This window comes from Microbacterium esteraromaticum (assembly GCF_016907315.1).
Lineage (GTDB): Bacteria > Actinomycetota > Actinomycetes > Actinomycetales > Microbacteriaceae > Microbacterium > Microbacterium esteraromaticum.
In genome coordinates this window covers 3117364-3135895 of the sequence record NZ_JAFBBS010000001.1, presented here as the reverse complement: position 1 = coordinate 3135895, position 18532 = coordinate 3117364, and the positions used below count along the sequence as shown (strand labels likewise).

21 protein-coding genes and 1 tRNA gene are annotated in these 18532 nt (G+C 68.9%); 12 read left to right on the top strand and 10 right to left on the bottom strand.

Annotated features, from left to right (window positions below):
* Positions 1 to 133 precede the first annotated feature (133 nt).
* Positions 134 to 2734, top strand: coding sequence for an AMP-binding protein (locus JOE67_RS14925; RefSeq protein WP_204976295.1), 2601 nt, complete (start codon positions 134 to 136; stop codon positions 2732 to 2734).
* Here the strand turns inward: JOE67_RS14925 and JOE67_RS14920 are convergent.
* The 3 genes from JOE67_RS14920 to JOE67_RS14910 all read right to left on the bottom strand — a co-directional run bounded on the left by JOE67_RS14920 (position 2719) and on the right by JOE67_RS14910 (position 6373).
* Complete coding sequence (locus tag JOE67_RS14920; protein WP_204976293.1) at positions 2719 to 3789, bottom strand: ABC transporter ATP-binding protein; 1071 nt, start codon at positions 3787 to 3789, stop codon at positions 2719 to 2721. The genes JOE67_RS14925 and JOE67_RS14920 overlap by 16 nt on opposite strands.
* Positions 3786 to 5204 carry an ABC transporter permease gene (locus tag JOE67_RS14915; RefSeq protein WP_338041633.1) on the bottom strand — a complete coding sequence of 473 codons (1419 nt, stop codon included), beginning with the start codon at positions 5202 to 5204 and terminating at the stop codon, positions 3786 to 3788. Before JOE67_RS14915 ends, JOE67_RS14920 begins: the two co-directional genes overlap by 4 nt.
* Positions 5205 to 5338: 134 nt before the next feature.
* Entirely contained in the window at positions 5339 to 6373 is a 1035-nt protein-coding gene (locus JOE67_RS14910) for an iron ABC transporter substrate-binding protein (protein ID WP_204976291.1), read from the bottom strand.
* Positions 6374 to 6496: 123 nt separating this feature from the next.
* On the opposite strand from JOE67_RS14910, the gene JOE67_RS14905 reads away from it, so the two are divergent.
* Positions 6497 to 6775 (top strand): hypothetical protein, encoded by a 279-nt coding sequence (locus tag JOE67_RS14905; protein WP_204976289.1) that lies wholly within the window; start codon positions 6497 to 6499, stop codon positions 6773 to 6775.
* Positions 6776 to 6843: 68 nt separating this feature from the next.
* Here JOE67_RS14905 and JOE67_RS14900 read toward each other — a convergent pair whose 3' ends face one another.
* From JOE67_RS14900 to JOE67_RS14890, 3 genes are read right to left on the bottom strand one after another with little or no spacing between them, the layout of a single operon-like run.
* Entirely contained in the window at positions 6844 to 8022 is a 1179-nt protein-coding gene (locus JOE67_RS14900) for an acetyl-CoA C-acetyltransferase (RefSeq protein ID WP_204976288.1), read from the bottom strand.
* Positions 8019 to 8672 (bottom strand): CoA transferase subunit B, encoded by a 654-nt coding sequence (locus JOE67_RS14895; protein ID WP_204976287.1) that lies wholly within the window; start codon positions 8670 to 8672, stop codon positions 8019 to 8021. The genes JOE67_RS14900 and JOE67_RS14895 overlap by 4 nt, the downstream gene beginning before the upstream one ends.
* 2 nt (positions 8673 to 8674) lie before the next feature.
* Positions 8675 to 9451: a CoA transferase subunit A gene (locus tag JOE67_RS14890; protein WP_204976286.1), complete on the bottom strand. Its 777-nt coding sequence runs from the start codon at positions 9449 to 9451 to the stop codon at positions 8675 to 8677.
* Positions 9452 to 9553: 102 nt separating this feature from the next.
* Between JOE67_RS14890 and JOE67_RS14885 the strand changes: the two genes are divergently transcribed.
* Genes JOE67_RS14885 through JOE67_RS14870 form a run of 4 tightly spaced genes read left to right on the top strand, consistent with a single transcriptional unit; the run spans position 9554 to position 12557 of the window.
* Entirely contained in the window at positions 9554 to 10348 is a 795-nt protein-coding gene (locus tag JOE67_RS14885; protein ID WP_338041632.1) for an IclR family transcriptional regulator, read from the top strand.
* 34 nt (positions 10349 to 10382) lie between these two features.
* Positions 10383 to 10829: a MarR family winged helix-turn-helix transcriptional regulator gene (locus JOE67_RS14880; protein ID WP_204976285.1), complete on the top strand. Its 447-nt coding sequence runs from the start codon at positions 10383 to 10385 to the stop codon at positions 10827 to 10829.
* Positions 10826 to 12052, top strand: coding sequence for an MFS transporter (locus JOE67_RS14875; RefSeq protein ID WP_204976284.1), 1227 nt, complete (start codon positions 10826 to 10828; stop codon positions 12050 to 12052). Before JOE67_RS14880 ends, JOE67_RS14875 begins: the two co-directional genes overlap by 4 nt.
* Before the next feature lie 28 nt (positions 12053 to 12080).
* Positions 12081 to 12557: a YbaK/EbsC family protein gene (locus JOE67_RS14870; RefSeq protein ID WP_204976283.1), complete on the top strand. Its 477-nt coding sequence runs from the start codon at positions 12081 to 12083 to the stop codon at positions 12555 to 12557.
* Here the strand turns inward: JOE67_RS14870 and JOE67_RS14865 are convergent, their stop codons facing one another.
* Positions 12558 to 13046: a hypothetical protein gene (locus tag JOE67_RS14865; RefSeq protein ID WP_204976282.1), complete on the bottom strand. Its 489-nt coding sequence runs from the start codon at positions 13044 to 13046 to the stop codon at positions 12558 to 12560.
* Positions 13047 to 13154: 108 nt separating this feature from the next.
* Between JOE67_RS14865 and JOE67_RS14860 the strand changes: the two genes are divergently transcribed.
* The gene (locus JOE67_RS14860; RefSeq protein ID WP_204976281.1) at positions 13155 to 14243 is read left to right on the top strand and encodes an LOG family protein; all 1089 of its coding nucleotides are present in this window, start codon (positions 13155 to 13157) and stop codon (positions 14241 to 14243) included.
* Positions 14244 to 14336: 93 nt separating this feature from the next.
* Positions 14337 to 14409: transfer RNA gene (locus JOE67_RS14855), tRNA-Lys, on the top strand.
* Positions 14410 to 14537: 128 nt separating this feature from the next.
* Here JOE67_RS14855 and JOE67_RS14850 read toward each other — a convergent pair.
* Positions 14538 to 14888 (bottom strand): YnfA family protein, encoded by a 351-nt coding sequence (locus JOE67_RS14850; protein ID WP_204976280.1) that lies wholly within the window; start codon positions 14886 to 14888, stop codon positions 14538 to 14540.
* A 111-nt stretch (positions 14889 to 14999) separates the two neighbouring features.
* Positions 15000 to 15308 (bottom strand): DUF7882 family protein, encoded by a 309-nt coding sequence (locus JOE67_RS14845; protein WP_204976279.1) that lies wholly within the window; start codon positions 15306 to 15308, stop codon positions 15000 to 15002.
* A gap of 93 nt (positions 15309 to 15401) precedes the next feature.
* Here JOE67_RS14845 and JOE67_RS14840 point away from each other — a divergent pair, with 93 nt between their 5' ends.
* The 3 genes from JOE67_RS14840 to JOE67_RS14830 all read left to right on the top strand — a co-directional run bounded on the left by JOE67_RS14840 (position 15402) and on the right by JOE67_RS14830 (position 17286).
* A complete protein-coding gene (locus tag JOE67_RS14840; protein ID WP_204976278.1) occupies positions 15402 to 15770 on the top strand; it encodes an A1S_2505 family phage non-structural protein in 369 nt (122 codons plus the stop codon).
* 93 nt (positions 15771 to 15863) lie between these two features.
* Positions 15864 to 16673, top strand: coding sequence for an inositol monophosphatase family protein (locus JOE67_RS14835; RefSeq protein ID WP_204976277.1), 810 nt, complete (start codon positions 15864 to 15866; stop codon positions 16671 to 16673).
* Positions 16674 to 16710: 37 nt separating this feature from the next.
* Complete coding sequence (locus tag JOE67_RS14830) at positions 16711 to 17286, top strand: hypothetical protein (RefSeq protein WP_204976276.1); 576 nt, start codon at positions 16711 to 16713, stop codon at positions 17284 to 17286.
* 47 nt (positions 17287 to 17333) lie between these two features.
* On the opposite strand, the gene JOE67_RS14825 is transcribed toward JOE67_RS14830, so the two are convergent.
* On the bottom strand, positions 17334 to 17531 hold the full coding sequence (locus JOE67_RS14825) for a hypothetical protein (protein WP_204977177.1): 198 nt from the start codon (positions 17529 to 17531) through the stop codon (positions 17334 to 17336).
* A 118-nt stretch (positions 17532 to 17649) separates the two neighbouring features.
* On the opposite strand from JOE67_RS14825, the gene JOE67_RS14820 reads away from it, so the two are divergent.
* On the top strand, positions 17650 to 18270 hold the full coding sequence (locus tag JOE67_RS14820; RefSeq protein WP_204976275.1) for a TetR-type transcription factor C-terminal domain-containing protein: 621 nt from the start codon (positions 17650 to 17652) through the stop codon (positions 18268 to 18270).
* The last annotated feature ends 262 nt before the right edge of the window (positions 18271 to 18532 follow it).

The window sequence follows — 18532 nt, the reverse complement described above, 5'->3', positions numbered from 1 at the left end:
CCGGTGGATACACAGTGGAATGGGCGCAGCGCCCGAAGAGCAGTCTAAACCAGCACCCCGATTCAGATCAGAACGCGAGGATAGGTTAGGCTCACCTTGCCCGTTTCACCGAGCCAGAAGAAGCCAGCAACCAGTGATCACCGTCTCCCCCGCCGCATCAGTGGATCTGCTCCGTGGCGAACCAGCTGCCGTAGCGCTCTGCACAGACGACGGGGATCTGACATACGCAGAGCTGACCGCTCGAGCAGACGACATCCGTCAACGGCTGGGCACCACCCGGCGACTCGTGCTCCTCGAGGCCGCCAACACGACCCATGCGCTCACCGCCTACCTCGGAGCGCTTGCCGGCGGGCATCCGGTCATGCTCGCCCCCGGGGGCGACGATGAGTCGGCTGAGCGCACGCGCCAGACGCTCATCGAGCGATTCGATCCCGACGTCATCGCCGGACGAGGCCCCCTCTGGGAGCGCCGCGACGGCACCGCCCACACTCTGCACGACGATCTCGCGCTGCTGGCCAGCACGTCTGGATCGACGGGCTCCCCGAAGCTCGTCCGCATCTCGCGAGAGGCCATGCTGTCGAACGCCGCGGCCATTGCCGACTATCTCAGCCTCGGTGCGGCCGATCGGGCGATCACCACCCTGCCCATGCACTACTGCTACGGGCTGTCGGTGATCAACAGCCATCTGCTCGTCGGCGGCAGCCTGGTTCTCAGCGACGCCTCGGTGTCGGACGAGGCGTTCTGGCTGCGGGCCGCAGAGACGCGCGTCACGGGACTCGCGGGCGTTCCCTACACCTTCGAGCTGATCGACGCCGTCGGCGGAGTCGAGAGACTGCCGGACAGCATCCGGTATCTGACGCAGGCCGGCGGACGTCTGCCTGCCGAGCGAGTTCGCGAGCTGGCTCTCGCGGGCCGGGACCGCGGCTTCGAGTTCTTCACGATGTACGGACAGACCGAGGCGACGGCGCGGATGTCGTACCTGCCACCGGCGGATGCCGTACGCGCCGCGGGCTCGATCGGCCGGGCCATCCCGGGCGGATCGTTCCACATCGACGCGACGGACGGCGAATCGGGTGAGCTGGTCTACTCGGGCCCGAACGTCATGCTCGGCTACGCCGAGGAACCCGCGGATCTCGCTCTCGGTCGCACGGTTCACGAGCTGCGCACCGGCGACCTCGCCCGCTGGCGGGCGGACGGCTACGTCGAGATCGTCGGACGCATGAACCGATTCGTCAAGATCTTCGGACTGCGCATCGACCTCGACGCGGTGCAGAATCAGCTCGCCGAGGCAGGCATCCCCTCACGCACCGCAGCCGACGGCGAAGAGCTGCTGGTCTTCGTGCGCGACGGCCGCGATGCGAGCGAGGCACGGACTCAGGTGTCGCGACGCGTCGGCATCCCGTCGTCAGCGGTCACGGTGCACACGATCGACTCCTTCCCCGTCACCTCGTCTGGCAAACCCGACAACGCCGCGCTCGTGGCGCACCATCATGCGGAGCGCGCAGCGGCGATGCCCGGTGTCGTCCCCGGTGAGATCACGCCGTCGAGCCTGCGCGATGTGCTGGCGGTGTGCACCGGACGAGCCGACGCCACTGTGCACGACAGTTTCGCCGCGCTCGGCGGCGACTCCCTGAGCTACGTCGAGGCGTCGGTTCGGCTCGAACAGCTGCTCGGTGCGCTCCCCCGTGACTGGCCGGCTCGGTCGGCCGTCGAGCTCGCCGAGCTCGCGCCGGCGGCGCCGTCCGCAGACGACGTCACGCTCTCGACCGACACCACCCGCAGGTGGCGCGCGACACGGCCCTCGCTCACCGCGATCGAGACGCCCGTGCTGATCAGGGCGATCGCGATCGTGCTGATCGTGGGCACACACGCCGATCTGTTCCTCGGCGACGGGTTCTCGCTCAAGGGCGGGGCGCACCTGCTGCTGGTGGTGGCGGGGTACAACCTGGCGAGGTTCGCGATCTCGCCCTCGGCGCCGGATCGTCCGCGCCGCCTTCTCGCCGCACTCGCACACGTGGTGGTCCCCGCGGTGCTGTGGATCGGCGCCGTCGGACTGCTGAGCGGAAAGTACGATCCCTCGACCGCGCTGCTCGTGAACAACGCGGTGCCTGGCGACGGGCTGTGGAGCGAGCAGTGGCAGTTCTGGTTCCTCGAGGCGATGGTGTGGACCATGCTGCCCCTGTCTGCGCTGTTCGCCATCCCTGCCGTCGACCGGCTCGAGCGCCGCGCCCCGTGGGGCTTCGCGATGGCTGCCCTCGCAATCGCAGTCGTCGTGCGATTCGCCGTGCTGGGCGCCGCGCCCGCACAGCACATCGAGCGCTATGCGGTCGCGACGGTGCTGTGGTGCATCGCGCTGGGAGCCGTCGTCGCACGCGCCGACGACCCACGGCGCCGCATCGTCGCCACGCTGCTCACGCTCGCTCTCGTCCCCGGATTCTTCGGGGAGCCGCTGCGTGAGGCCATCGTCGCGATCGGCGTGCTCGCCCTGATCTGGCTGCCCTCGATCCACATCCCCTCGCTGCTGCGTCCCTGGCTGACCACCATCGCGTCGGCGTCCCTCTTCATCTACCTGACGCACTGGGTCGTGTATCCGCCGTTCGAGCAGTCGGCGCCGCTCGTCGGCACATTGCTGTCACTCGCCACCGGCATCGCCGCCTGGGCGGTCTACCGCCCCGTCCTGCGGCTGGCCAAGGCGCTCATCCGACCGCGCTCGTATGCTCAGGGCGCCGCATAGAGCACCGCGCCGCCACCGACGCGCGCGGCGACGACATCGCCGTCTCTGGTTTCGGCCGCCCGATGGGTGGGCACCTGCAGCCAGACGCGCGCGCCGTCGTCGCCGTGGATGTCGACGCGCAGCTCGGTGCGCGAGCCGATCGCGCGCCGAGCGGTGATCGTCGCAGCACCCGCGCCCGCCCCCGCCGCACCCCTGTCTGCTGCGGGCATGACGAGCTCCAGCTGGTTCGGGCGAATCATGGCGACGATCTCGTCCGAGCCGTTGGAGCGGTCGTGGCGTACGGAGACCCTGCCGAGGGCGCAGACGATCTCGGCCGCACTCTGGCGTCGGGCCCTCAGCGTGAGAGCGTCACCGAGGAACTCGGCGGTGGCGAGGTCGACGGGTGCGTCGAAGACGGCGCTCGGCTCGCCGTCCTGCGCCAGGCGCCCGCCGGCAACCACCCCGATGAGGTCGCCGAACGACAGCGCCTCGTCCTGGTCATGGGTGACCAGCAGTGTCGTGACCGCAGCCCGCTCGAGGATGTCGACGGTCGCTTCGCGTGTCTGTGCGCGCAGGCCGGCGTCCAGCGCGCTGAACGGCTCGTCCAGCAGGATCACCTGAGGTGCCGGCGCGAGCGCACGGGCCAATGCCACACGCTGCTGCTGTCCGCCCGACAGCTCATGAGGTCGTCGATCGGCGAGCTCGGGAGCGAGTGAGGTGAGCTCCATCATCTCGCGCACGCGAGCTGCTCGACGCGGTCCCCGTGACAGGCCGAAGCCGATGTTGCCCGCCACGGTGATGTGGGGGAAGAGCGCTCCGTCCTGCGGCACGAAGCCGATACCGCGACGGTGGGCGGGCACAGATGTGCGCGAATCGGCGAGCACGGCTCCGTCGAGTGCGATGCGCCCGGCGTCGGGCCGCTCGAACCCGGCGATCAGCCGCAGCAGCGTGCTCTTGCCACTGCCCGACGCGCCGACGAGCGCCAGGCGCGATCCGGAGGGCACGGCGAGATCGACGTCCTCGAGCACGGGCACAGCACCGAACGACTTCCCGATGCCGGTGAGTTGGAGGGTCATGCGCCGCCTCTCGAGGTCGCTTCCGAGAACATCAGGTGGACAGCGGGGATCGACAGCGCGATGAGAGTCAGCGCGAACGGGGCAGCTGCGACGTAGTCGATCGCCGATGCCGCCGACCAGAAGCCCGTCGCGACGGTCTCGGTGCCGATCGGGGCGAGCAGCAGGGTCGCTGTCAGCTCATTCGAGGCCCCGAGCGCAACGAGCGCGGCACCGCTCGCGACCGCAGGCGCCAGCAGCGGCGCGGTGATGCGCAGACGCGCACGCCACGGCGGCGCGCCGAGCGAGCGAGCAGCTTCTTCCCACGCCGGCGAGATCTGAGCGAGTCCAGCTCGCAGAGGCACCAGGATGCGGGGCAGAAAGAGGATCGCATATGCCAGGATCACGGTTGCGGCGGTCTGGTACAGGGCGGGCGCGGCCTTGAGGGTGACACCGACCAGGGCGAGCGCCACGATGATGGCGGGAAAGCTGCCTGCGAGGTAGAACGCTCCCTCGAGCGCTCCGCTCAGGCGTCCGCGGTGACGCACCGCCAGCCACGCGACCGGCAGCGCCACGATCGCGCACGCTACAGCTCCGCCTACCGAGAGCAGCACGGTCTGCCAGGCCGCGGGGCCGACCGGCGCCCAGTCGGCTGCGTCACTGCGCGATGTCCAGCGCAGCACCGACGCCATCGGCACGATGACCGAGGCGCCCACGACCACGACGAGCGAGATGATCGCCGGGGCGGTCCAGCGCCCGAGAGCGGCGCGGCCTCCGGGGCGGGATGCGGCGCTGCGCGACAGCCGGGTCGTGCCCCGCATCCGCCCCTCGCCGACAACCATCAGCAGGCAGAGGCCGGCGAGGACCACACCGAGCGCCGCCGCGTTCGCCCCGCCGAAGTTCGCACGATAGGCATCCATGATGGCGGTGGTGAAGGTGTCGAACTGGAGGAACGCGAACGCGCCGTACTCGGCGAGCAGGTGCAGCCCGACGACGAGCCCACCGCCCACAGCGGCGATGCGCAGCTGCGGCAGGACCACCCGCAAGAAGACCGTCCATGGGCCGAGCCCGAGCGAGCGCGCCGCTTCCTCCAGCGCGGGATCGAGCCCGCGCAGTGCAGCCACCGCAGGCAGGTAGACCAGGGGCGAGTACGCGCATGCCGCGATGAGCACGGCTCCGCCTATGCCGTTCAATGATGGGGCGGCGCTCGCCCACCCGTAGCTCGTGACGAAGGCCGGGATGGCGAGTGGCGCGGCGAGTGCGACGGCGAACACACGGCGCAGCGGCAGCGTCGTCCGCTCCACGAGCCAGGCCCCGCCGATGCCGATCACCAGCGTCGCCGCCACGCCGAGCGCGACGAGCAGCACGGTGTTCACGGTCAGCTCCGCGACCCGGGGCCGCACGAGCAGCTCGAGCAGACGCGGTCCTCCGGTCTGCACCGAGGAGACGACGACGTAGCCGACGGGGATCAGCGCGAAGGCGGCGGCACCCGCGACGCCGAGCGCCAGCGTCCAGGGATAGGTGCGCGCCCCCCGCGGGCGGACGGCACCCGACGCGCGCTCGGCTGCGAGTGTCAGAGGAGTCCTGCCTCGGTCATCAGCTCGACCACCGTGGGTCCGTTGAGGGTCGACGGGTCGATATCGGGCGCGCCGAGCGAATCCAGCGCCGGAAGCGGGGATCGGGCCGGAACGCCCGTCGCCACGGGGTACTCGTAGCTGTATCCCTCGCCGAGGATCTTCTGACCCTTCTCTCCGACCAGCCAGGCCAGGAACTTCTGCGCGTTCTCGGCGTGGTCGCCGGATGCGAGGACGCCGCCACCCGAGATGCTCACGAACGCTCCCGGGTCGCCCGGCTCGAACAGGTGCAGGGCTGTGTTGGCGCTGTTCTCCTTGGTGTCTGCCTGATCGCGGTACCAGTAGTAGTGGTAGATGATGCCCATCGGAACCTCGCCGGCGTTGACGGCCTTCATCGTGACGATGTTGTTCCGGTAGATCTTCGCGTTGCTCTGCATGCCTGCGAGCCACTCGCCCGTCGCGTCTTCGCCCTCGGATGCGAGGATCGCCGAGACGATCGCCTGGAAGTCGGCACCGCCGGGAGCGGCCCCCCACTTGCCCTTCCACTTGTCGTCCTGCAGCTCGAGGATCGAGGTGGGCAGATCGTCCTCCGCAATCAGCTCGGGGTTGTACACGAGCACCGTGTCGCGTGCGGCGATACCGGTCCACGCCCCGGTGCCCGGGCGGAACTGCTCGGGCAGCTGCTGCAGCGTGGCGTCGTCGACGGGCGCGAAGAGCCCGGCTCTCTCTACGAGCGACATGGCCGGCGAGTTCTCGGTGAGGAACAGGTCGGCCGGCGACGCCTCGCCTTCCTGGACGAGCTGGTTGGCGAGTTCGCTGTCGTCGCCGTGGCGGAGCTTGACCTCGATACCCGTCTCCTTGGTGAACGCCGCGGTCCACTCCTCGGTCAGCTGCTCGTGCTGCGCGTTGTAGATCACCAGCGCGTCGTCGCCACCCGCGGCCGGGCCGTCAGCGGCGGGTGCGCAGCCGGCGAGCAGCGCCGCGGCGGCGACACCTGCGATGAGTGCGAGCGGACGCATGCGGGAGGCAGGCATGTGGTTCCCTTCGGGCAGGTTAGGCTCACCTATCTTACTGGACGACCTCCCCCACCTCCGACGCCTTCGTCCCACGCTGTCAACCCTCCGCGGGGTGTTCTCCGCGTCGGCTAGCGTGGACGCATGCGCTATCTCCTTCGCACCGGACTCTTCAGCGCCATCTCCACGGGCGTCACCCTGCTGCGCGGCTCGCGCGGCCAGCAGTTCACCTGGCGGGCCGTGCTCGCCTGGGTGAGCTGGATCATCACCCTCTCACTCGCGATCGGCGCGGTGAAGGATATGCGCCGGATGGAGAAGGGCCTGCCGGTCGCAGCCGATTCGCCGTATGCACCCAAGCCGGACAAGAAGGAGCGGCGCGAGAAGCGTCGCGAGGAGGTCAAGCGCATCTCGAAGAAGCGCTGACCTCCCCGCACAGAGGCCCCGGCCGTCGCAACGCGATAGCCGGGGCCTCTGTCATTCGGGCCGGTCCCTCACCGGGTGAGGATGAGCGCCTCTCCCTGTCCGCCACCGCCACAGAGCGCGGCGACGGCGGCACCGGCACCCCGCCTGGCCAGTTCATGCGCGAGGTGCACCACCAGCCGGGCACCGCTCGCGCCGATGGGATGCCCGATGGCGATCCCACCGCCGTGCACATTGACGATCTCGCTCGGCAGCCCGAGCTCCTGCTGAGAGCGGGCCACGACGGCACCGAACGCCTCGTTGATCTCGACGATGTCGAGCTGATCAGCAGACATGCCCTGCTTCTCGAGGGCGCGCTCGATGGCACGCGCCGGCTGCGCCTGCAGTGAGTTGTCGGGTCCGGCGGTCTGCCCGCTCGCTCCGACCACCGCGAGAACAGGCCAGCCGTGGGCATCCGCGTTCTCACGAGATGTGACGACGACGGCGGCAGCGCCGTCGGAGATCTGCGACGCGTTGCCCGCGGTGATCGTGCCGCCCTCGGCGAACGCAGGGCGGAGTCCGGCGAGCGACTCCACGGTGGTCTCGGGGCGCACTCCCTCATCCTTGGTGAGCACGATCGGGTCGCCCTTGCGCTGCGGGACGGTCACCTCCACGATCTCGGCGTCGAACACGCCCTCGGATGCCGCTGCCGCCGCGCGCTGGTGCGACAGCGCGGCAACGGTGTCCTGCATCTCGCGCGTCAGCTCGAAGCGCGGGTTGTGACGTTCGGTCGAGGCGCCCATGCTCTCGCGATCGTACGCGTCCGTCAGCCCGTCGTGAGCCATGTGGTCGAGCACCTCGATGCTGCCGTAGGTCCAGCCGTCGCGAGAGCCCATGAGCAGGTGCGGCGCACGGGTCATCGACTCCATGCCACCGGCCACGACCGTGCTGGCGTCGCCGGTACGGATCATGCGCGCGGCATCGATGATGGCGGTGAGACCCGAGAGGCACACCTTGTTGACCGAGCTCGCAGGCACGTCCCAGCCGATGCCCGCGCCGATGGCGGCCTGGCGGGCCGCGTTCTGGCCCGACCCGGCGGCCAGGACCTGCCCCATGATGACCGCGTCAACGGCATCCGGAGCTATCGACGCCTGCTCGAGCGCACCGCGGATGGCGAGCGCTCCGAGCTGCGGCGCGGTGAACGAGGCGAGTTGCCCCTTGAGTCGCCCCTGCGGGGTGCGGGCGGCCGCGACGATGACGATGTCGCTCATGAGTTCTCCTTGAGGGTCTCCGAGATGGTCAGCGAGGGCTCGGTGGCGTCGACGACGTCCTGCACGCTCACGCCGGGGGCGGTCTCGATGAGCACGAGTCCGTCGTCTGTGACATCGATCACGGCGAGGTCGGTGATGATCCGGTCGACCACTCCCCTGCCGGTCAGCGGGAGCGAGCAGTCGTTCACGATCTTCGCGGAGCCGTCCTTGGCGACGTGCTCCATGAGCACGATGACCCGACCGGCGCCGTGCACGAGGTCCATCGCCCCGCCGGGGCCCTTGACCATCTTGCCGGGAATCATCCAGTTGGCGAGGTCTCCGTTCACCGAGACCTGCATGGCGCCGAGGATCGCGGCGTCGATCTTGCCGCCGCGGATCATGCCGAAGCTGAGGGCCGAGTCGAAGAACGCGGCCCCTGGCAGCAGAGTGACCGTCTCCTTGCCCGCGTTGATCAGGTCGGGATCGACCTCGCTCTCCGTCGGGTAGGGCCCGACGCCGAGGATCCCGTTCTCGGACTGCAGTACGACCGTCACGTCATCGGGCACGTAGTTGGGCACCAGAGTGGGCAGGCCGATGCCGAGGTTCACGTACGAGCCGTCGGTGAGTTCGCGCGCGGCACGCGCCGCCATCTCGTTGCGAGTGAGCGCCATGGTCAGGCTCCTTCCTGGGTGCGCACGGTCCTGCGCTCGATGCGCTTCTCGATGCCGCTGCCGACCTCGACGACGCGGTGCACGTAGACGCCGGGGAGGTGGATGCCGTCGGGGTCGAGCTCCCCCGGCTCGACGAGCTCTTCGACCTGGGCGATGCAGACGCGACCGGCCATGGCCGCGAGCGGGTTGAAGTTGCGCGCCGCCTTATTGAAGATCAGGTTGCCGTGACGGTCGCCTTTGAGCGCGTGCACGAGTGCGAAGTCTGTGGTGATCGACTCCTCGAGCACGAACTCGCGCTGCTCGCCATGGAAGTCGAAGCTGCGCACGTCCTTCACCGGTGAGGCGACGGCGATCGTGCCGTCGGCGTTGTAGCGCCGGGGCAGGCCGCCCTCGGCGACCTGCGTGCCGACGCCGGTCTGGGTGAAGAAGGCGGCGATGCCCGAGCCGCCTGCACGCAGCTTCTCGGCGAGCGTGCCCTGCGGGGTGAGCTCGAGCTCGAGGTCGCCCTCGAGGAACTGCCGCTCGAACTCCTTGTTCTCCCCGACGTACGACGAGGTCATCTTGCGGATGCGCCGCGAGCCGAGAAGGATGCCCAGCCCCCAGTCGTCCACGCCGCAGTTGTTGCTGACGACGCTGAGACCGCTGGTGCCCTGCGCGTGCAGCGCCTCGATGAGCTTCATGGGGTTGCCCGAGAGGCCGAAACCACCGACGGCGAGCGATGCGCCGTCCGGGATGTCGGCGACGGCCTCCGCCGCGGATGCGAACTGTTTGTCGATCAAGACCACTCCTTCGTGTGCGGTGCTTCCAGCATCCGCCCGCTCCAGCGATGCAGGCAAGACTCCGCTTGCGATGTGGTCGCTCTCGCGACTACCGTCCACATTGTGGAACAACAGCCCGCTCTTCGCCGCTCCGTGCCCGGCGCCCAGGCCGTGGCCAGGGCAGCGGCGCTGCTGCGTCTTGTGTCGGCCTCGGCCGACGGCGCCGCTCTGCAATCGCTGGCGCGGGATGCCGGTCTCAGTCGCTCGACCGCCCACCGTCTGCTCACGGCGCTCCGGGCCGAGGGGCTGGTCGACCAGGACGAGGCCACGGCGCGGTGGATGCCAGGCCCCGAGCTGTATCTCATGGGAACCGTCGCCGCAGCCCGCTACGACATCACTGAGCTGTCCCGCGACATCGTGCGCTCCCTCGCGGTGAAGACCGAGGAGAGCGCATTCCTCTCCACCCGCCGCGCCGACGAGACCGTGTGCCTGGTCCGCGAAGAGGGATCCTTCCCGATCCGCTCCTTCGTGCTCAGCGAGGGCGTGCGCTTCCCCCTGGGAGTGGCGAGTGCGGGACTGGCGATCCTCGCCTTTCTCCCCGACCACGATGTGGATGCGTACCTCGAGCGCCACCCCGAGCTCGACGAGCGCTGGGGGTCCGCACATGGCGAAGGGCCTCTGCGGCGGCGGCTGCGTGAGACCAAGGCCCAGGGCTACGCCGTGAACCCGGGGCTGATCGTCGAGGGATCGTGGGGCATGGCCGCCGCGGTGTTCGACCGGCAGGGGCGTCCGGAGTGGGCACTGAGCATCACCGGTGTCGAGTTCCGTTTCGACGCCGACCGGCTGCCGCAGCTCGGTCGCACGTTGCTCGCGCATGCACATCAGCTCTCCTCGCGGATCGCGGGCGGGCGACGCTGACGCAATAGATACCGCAGGGTATATACTTATTGGTATGCAAAAGTCCGAAGCGATCACCGCGATCGTCCTCGCCGCGCATGCGCTGGCTCGCATCGCGGCTCATGATGCGGGAAACGACGCGCCCTCCGCGCAATGGCGTGCCCTCAGCATCCTGAGTCAGCGCGGCGGCATGCGTCTCGGCGCGTTGGCTTCCGCGGCACGCACGACGCAGCCAGGCATGACGCGCCTCATCGGCGTGCTGGAGCAGGCAGGCCTCGTCGAGCGCACAGCCGACCCGGCCGACTCGCGCGCCACGGTCGTGAACGCCACGACCGAGGGCATCCGCGCCCTCGACGAGTGGCGCACCGAGCTCGGCAGCACCCTCGCCCCGCGCTTCGAGCACCTGAGCGATGACGACTGGCAGGCGATCGAGCGCACCGCCGCCATCCTCGGCGAGCGGGCGCAGGACACCGCAGACCACCAGACAGGAGAAGACGAATGAGCGGAACACCACAGGGATCGGTCTGGCGACAGCCCGCGCAGGTCTGGGCGGTCGCGTTCGCGTGCGTCGTGGCGTTCATGGGTATCGGTCTTGTCGACCCGATCCTGCCCGCCATCGCCGAGTCGCTCGAAGCATCTCCCGTCGAGACCGAGCTGCTGTTCACGAGCTACCTCCTCGTCACCGGCCTCGCGATGCTGATCACGAGCTGGATCTCGAGCCGCATCGGCGCGAAGGCGACACTGCTGGCGGGCCTGGCCCTCATCGTCGTCTTCGCTCTGCTGTGCGCGGTGAGCGGCAGCGTCGACTGGGTGATCGGGTTCCGCGCCGGCTGGGGTCTGGGCAATGCGCTCTTCATCTCCACTGCTCTCGCGACCATCGTCGGCGCCGCCGCCGGGGGCAGCGGTGCGGCGATCGTGCTCTACGAGGCAGCTCTCGGACTCGGCATCGCCGTGGGCCCGCTGCTCGGCGGTCTGCTGGGCGAGCTCAGCTGGCGGGGCCCGTTCTTCGGGGTCGTCGCCCTCATGGCCATCGGCTTCATCGCCGTGCTCACCCTCGTGCGCAGCGACGACGAGCGCCGTGAGCCGATGCCGTTCTCGGCTCCGTTCCGGGCCCTGCGCCGGCCGGCGCTCGCGGTGCTCGCTGTGACCGCCCTGTTCTACAACATCGGCTTCTTCGTGCTGCTGGCGTTTTCGCCCTTCCCCCTCGGATTCACGGCGATGGGCATCGGCCTGACGTTCTTCGGCTGGGGAGTCGGTCTTGCGGTGACGAGCGTATGGGTGGCGCCGGCGCTGATGCGCCGCTCGTCGCGGACGTCGATCATCCTTGCGACGCTGCCTCTTCTCGCGGTGGACCTGATCGCCGCAGGCCTGGTCGTCGAGAGCCCTGCAGCCCTGGTGGTGTGCATCGTGGTCGGCGGTCTGCTGCTGGGCATCATGAACACCGTGCTCACCGAGGCGGTGATGGAGGCCACCGACCTCCCGCGTTCTGTCGCGTCGTCCGCGTATTCGGCGGTGCGCTTCCTCGGCGGAGCGATGGCACCGCCGGTCGCGGCCGCTCTCGCTCATGCGTACGGCGACACGGTGCCCTACCTGTTCGCCGCCGGGGCCGTGCTGCTCGCGGCGCTGACCGTGCTGCTCGGACGCCGGGTGCTCGCGCACATCGACGATCCCGCTGACGACGACGCCGAGGACGCAGCGGCTATCCTCATCGGAGACGCCGCCTGAGGGCATCCCTCACCGAGGAGACATTGCCGTGACCGACTCCCTTCCGTCCCGCAGTCGTATCGTGCACGACCGCCTCGCCGACGCGGGCGTCGATGCGCGCATCGTCGTGCTGCCGGCCTCTGCGCGCACCGCCGCGCTGGCCGCAGAGGCGATCGGCTGCCCGGTCGGGGCGATAGCGGACAGTCTGGTGCTCGTGGCCGATGAGGAGCCGATCCTCGTGATGACCAGCGGCGCCCACCGTGTCGACTTCGGCGTGCTCGCGCAGCAGCTGGGCGCTGACGTCGTGACCATGGCGCCACCGGCCGCCGTGCGCGCGGCGACGGGTCAGGTGATCGGCGGAGTGGCACCCGTCGGGCATCCCGCTCCCCTGCCGACATACATCGACGGCGATCTGCGGGCCTTCGACGAGGTGTGGACCGCCGGGGGCACACCCGAGACCGTGATGCCGCTGACCTTCGCGCAGCTGGTGGAGGTCACCGGCGGCAGGCTGGTTCGCGTCGCCTGATCACTCGACCATCAGGTCGTCGATCTCGAGGTCCTCGTCGAGCAGGCAGTAGATGATCAGGTCGGGGTACTCCTCGGGTGCGATGTACAGCAGAGTGATGCCTCCGTCGCCGAAGACGACCACTCCATCGAGCGCGATGTCGTCCTTCAGTGCGGCCAGGGCCTCCGCCAGGTCGACCTCGTCGTCGTCATCTTCGTAAGCGGCCTCGGTGAGCTCTTCGACCACCTCCTGCTCCCTGGCATCGAGGATCTCCTCGGTCAGGCGCGCGAGGGCGTGCTGCACCGTCTCCTGCATGGTGCCGAGGTCAGGCAGATCCTCGCGCTCGACGGGCTCGTCGTCCTCGTCCTCCCCGTCGTCACCCTCTTCGTCGGAGTGGTCGAACTCCTCGTCGAATTCATACTCGACGGTGACGCGACGGCCACCAGGAAGTTCGACGGTCGCGGTCAGCGCGCCGTCTTCGTCGGTGTCGATGTCATCGAGATCGATCATGAGAGCTACCTCCTGTCCGCCATGTTCTCACCGGCGCGCCCGGGAGGGAAGAGCAGGATCGCGATCGCCTCGGCCGGCTGCCGCAGGCGCTGATCTAGGGTCGTCTGCATGAGAAGAACGCGCGGGAGGGTCGTCGATGTCGACACGATCGAGGACTTCGATCAACGCCTCACGCGCGGAACCAGCTCGCTGTCGGGATGGCGGATGCGCTCTCTCGACCTCACCGATCGCAGCGCCGCTCTGCGCTCGGTCGACGTCGCCGGATCACTGTTCCTCGGCTGCCGGCTGACGCTCGCCGACGAGGCATCCGTGCGCGCCCGTGGAGCCGTCGTGTTCCCCGCGCTGCCCGGCATCCCGATAGACACGTACCGCTCCTCCCTCTACTCGCCCGCGGAGCTGTTCGGCACCGGCGGGTACGCAGACAGTCCTGACGCGCGCACCTACGCCTGGTCGCAGCGGGAGACGTCACGAGATGCCGCTCTCGCGCAGTCGCTGCATGATCACAGCATCGACCTCGCACTCGCCGACTGGGTGTCGCATCGCCGTCTTGTCGGCGTCATGGGCGGGCACGGCATCGTTCGCGGCAGTCGAGAGTACGCCGATGGCGTCGAACTCGGGCAGCACCTGTCGCAGACCCTCACCGTCGCGACGGGCGGTGGGCCCGGGGCCATGGAGGCCGTCAACCTCGGCGGCTATCTCGCGGATCGAGGGCCGGATGCCCGCGAGCAGGCGCTCACCATGCTCGCCGCGGTGCCCGGGTTCGCGCCGAGCATCGCGGGATGGGCCGAGGCGGCGTTCACGGTGCGCGCGGAGTTCCCGGACGGCGGCGACTCGCTCGGCATCCCGACCTGGCACTACGGCCATGAGCCGCCGAACCCTTTCGCGAGTGCGATCGCCAAGTACTTCCGCAACGCGCAGCGTGAGGCGATACTGCTCGAGGTGTGCCAGGCGGGCATCGTGTTCCTGCCCGGCGCCGGCGGCACCGTCCAGGAGATCTTCCAGGACGCCTGCGAGAACTACTATGCCGACGAGTCCTCCGTAGCGCCCATGATCCTCGTGGGACGCGAGTACTGGAGCGAGCAGTTCCCCGCGTGGCCCCTGCTGCAGGCTCTCGCGAAGGGACGCCCGATGGAGCAGCACGTGCATCTCGTCGACACCGTGCAGGAAGCCGCTGACCTGGCGTCCGTGAAGGCCTGACGAGCGCAACGCGCCCGGCGCACGGGAGCGATTTGGCGCGACCCCCGGCCGCTGGTAATGTAATTCCTCGGCCGGGGAAATCTCCCGGGCCACGCACCTCTAGCTCAATCGGCAGAGCAACTGACTCTTAATCAGTGGGTTCAGGGTTCAAGTCCCTGGGGGTGCACGGATAAGCCCCGGTAGATCTCGCCATCTACCGGGGCTTTTCTGCATGTGCGCCTGTGCTGCGTCGGGTCCAGGCGTTCTCGAGAATGGGATCGCGAGGTGCCGGCAGGGCTGCGACTCCCAGCGAGATCAATCGGACACGGGAGCGGACACCGCGGGTGCGATCATGATGATCGCCGCTCCGAGCAGGCACACGGCGGAGCCGACATAGTCCCAGACGGTCGGCGTGAAGCCGTCGACGATGATGCCCCAGGCGAGAGAACCAGCGACGAAGATGCCGCCGTACGCGGCGAGCACGCGTCCGAAGTTCGCGTCCGGCTGCAGGGCCGCGAGGAATCCGTAGCCGCCCAGCGCGACCACGCCCAGCGCCGCGAGTATCCACCCGCGGTTCTCGCGTACGCCTTGCCAGATCAGCCACGCTCCGCCGATCTCTGCGACCGCGGCGAGAACGAAGAGGATGATGATGCGGGCAGAGGTCATCAATCCAGGATGCCCGAGACGCGAGCCTCACGGGCTTCGCGTCGCTCGATCCGCTGGTCTGCGTCAGGACCGGAATTGTGGTCGACGAGCGATCCGGGCGGTACGCCTCGGCTAGCCCTCCGGAGCGTTCTCCTCGATCAGGCGGATGCCGCCGCTCGTGTTGGCGGAGTGCATGAGGCGCTCGAGCCATTCGAGATTCAGCTTGTCGGGAGCACCCTGGTCGAACTCGAAGAGCAGTGGGATGGCCGGATGCAGCCAGATCGTCGATCTGCCTGTGCCGTTGCCGGAGCAGTGACGCCACGAAAGCGTGAAGCTCTCGTTGCGACGCAATTTGGCCACGACGACTGCTTGAAGGTGGGCAAGGGTCCTGTCATCGATGTCTATCGGTACGTCTGAGTCGCCATACTTGAGCACGCCCATGCCGCCCACCGTAGCGGCGCCTCCGAGCCCAGGCAAAGCCGAGCGGGCACTTTCCTCGATGACTCCAGGCGGCGATCGCCGTAGAGTTCCGGCATGGACATCACTCCTGACGTCGTTGTCACATTGCGTCCGGACGAGGTGTTCGTGTTCGGCAGCAACGCGAGCGGCCAGCATGGCGGCGGCGCCGCCAGGGTCGCATACGAGCGGTTCGGCGCGGTGTGGGGCGAGGGACACGGTCATCATGGTCGGAGCTACGCGATCGACACCATGAGCGGCCTGGGCGTGCTCGCCTCTGAGGCTCGTGCGTTCCTGACCTACGCCGCAGAGCACCCGGATCTGCGGTTCCTGCTGACGCCTGTGGGGTGCGGCATCGCCGGATACACGCCCGAGCAGGTCGCACCCCTGTTCGCCGGCGCGCCCGACAACGTCACCGTCCCGTCATCCTTCGCGCCTTTTCTCTGACGCCCGTCCTCCGACATCCGGGCACGGCGTATCGTTTCTGGACCGATATCCTGCGAGCCTCTGACGCGAAGGGTCGCCGCTTATCCTGGATGGGTGACCGACACTCGCGCCGACGCCGACCTCGCTGCCGATCTCACCCTCGCACTGCGCCTGGCCGACGCGGCCGACGAGCAGTCGCTCCCCCGCTTCGATGCGGCTGACCTGCAGGTCTCCCGCAAGGCCGACCGCTCGCATGTGACCGACGCCGACCTCGCCACCGAGCGCGCGATCCGCGAGATCCTGACGATCGAGCGTCCTGCCGACGGGATCTTCGGCGAGGAGTACGGCGCCGAGGGCGACACCCACCGTCAGTGGATCATCGACCCGATCGACGGCACAGCCAACTTCCTTCGCGGCGTGCCGCTGTGGGGCACGATGATCGCCCTCGCGATCGATGGCGTCCCGCGCGTCGGCGTCGTGAGCATGCCCGCGCTGTCGCGCCGCTGGTGGGCTGCCGAAGGCCTTGGCGCCTGGACGGACCCCTCCGACTCGCCACGCCGCCTGGCGGTGTCTGCAGTCGATTCGCTCGACGACGCGAGCGTCAGCTTCCAGAGCATCGGCCAGTGGGCGGATGCCGGGAAGCTGCCCGAACTCCACGCGGTCGCTGAGCGCGTCTGGCGCGACCGCGCCTACGGCGACGTCTACAGCTACATGCTGCTCGCCGAAGGGCGCATCGACATGGTCGCCGAGTTCGACGTCAAAGAGTACGACATCGCCGCGGCTGTGGCGATCGTCCGAGAAGCCGGCGGCCGCATGACCGCCTTCGACGGCACCGAGACCCTGTCGGCGCTGTCCACGCTCGCCACGAACGGCATCCTGCACGACCCCTTCCTGTCCCTGTTCCGCGACGCGCGACTCCCCTAGGCGCGTCTCCGCCCCTCCCCTCACTCCAACGGATCTCATGAGCCCCCGCACCCCCCTGGCCTTCAGTGTGCTTGCAGCGACTCTGCTGCTGGCATCCTGCGCCTCACCAGACCCCGCCCCCACAACCCCTCCGCCTGCATCATCCTCGGCCAGCGCCGAGCCCTCGACCGCCGTGACGACCGCGCCGGTCGACGACGAGACCCCGGCCGCCGACGCGGACCCCACCTGCGAGACCATCATCACCAAGGGCACCGTCGAGGCCCTCACCTCGCAAGGATGGACCTCCAGACAGCAGGAGCTGCGCATCGGCGACACCCTCGTCGAAGAAGGTCTGATGTGCATGTGGGCGGACTTCAGCACCCCGTCCGACCACGGCCAGATGTACGGCTGGGGCACAGTGGACGAGCGCACCTCCGAGACCGCTCAGTCGAACCTTCAGCGCGACGGCTGGCTGCGCTCGACCGAGGGCGACCTCGTGTACTTCACCGAGGATCCCGACTACGCGATCGCGACCGACGAGGACGGCTTCGGCATGACCTACGAGTTCGGCGACGGCTGGGTGAAGTTCGCAGACACGAAACAGGGCCTGCTGCTCATCGACTGGAAGGGATGAGCGAACAGGCCCCCGGCTGAAGGCGCCGCCACCGGCGGCGCCTTCTGTCACTTCTGGCGCTGGTTCCAGTTGTCGGTGCGACGCGTGGCCGAGCCGCGCTGGCGCATCACGTAGGCCATGGCGAGGCTGACGAGGATGATGCCGCCGCTGAACGCGACACCCTGCCACTCCGGCATCTCCCATGCGGCGCCGAACAGCCAGAAGCCGCCCAGGAACAGGACCATGAACACGATGAAGTCGACCACGTCGAAGCCTTTCCGATCGTCGGATTACCCTCCCAGCTTAGCGGTCTGACAGCGCCGGCCGTCGCCCCGGCCCCACCGGGACCCGCCGCTAGAGTGGGCACATGCCGAGGACCCTTCCGTGACCGAGACGACCGGCCGTCCAACGCGCAGAGGACGCCCAGGGCACGATCGCGAAGACGTCATCCGCGCCGGTGTGCAGCTCTTCAATCAGCAGGGCTACGACGCCACATCGGTGGCTGATCTCACCACGCACCTGGGTCTGACGAAGTCCGCCCTGTACCACCACGTTGAATCGAAGGCCCAGATCCTGGAGATCGCTCTCGATGATGCCCTCGGAGGTCTCGAGTCAGCCCTGCAGGACGCCTTGCAGCGTCCGACTCCGGCCGAGCGGCTCACCGCGATCGTCGACGGCGCCGTGCGGGTGCTGACCGAACGTCAGCCGCAGGTGACCCTACTGCTTCGTCTGCGTGGCAACAGCGCCATCGAGCTCGCGGCGCTGGAACGTCGCCGTCGCTTCGACCACACCGTCACGGACCTGGTGCGGGAAGCACAGGCCGAGGGCCTGGTACGGAGCGACCTGGATGCCGGCGTAGCGACGCGACTGATCTTCGGAATGATCAACTCCGTCGTCGAGTGGTACCGCCCCGACGGCCCCGTCGATCCGGAACTCCTGGGCGCCGAGATCCGCACAGTGGCGCTCGACGGCCTGCGGCCGCGACACGACGCCCCTCAGACATGAGAAGACCCCGCGGTCCCTCACTCTCATGAGGGACCGCGGGGTCATCCACAGTGACAGCGGCTGGTGGAGCTGGGGGGAATCGAACTCTGCCCAGGCACACGGAACGATAGCGCCCTGGCGAAATCACCCGGGTTTTGGTGGGGCAAGGGAGGGGCAGCCGAAGTAGCGGAGTATCGAAAGTGGGCTCAGAATGTGCTCACTAAGTCGCGTCGCCGAGCCGCGTGCCCGTCCCTCATTGTCCGAGCTCGGCGCAAATGGTGTC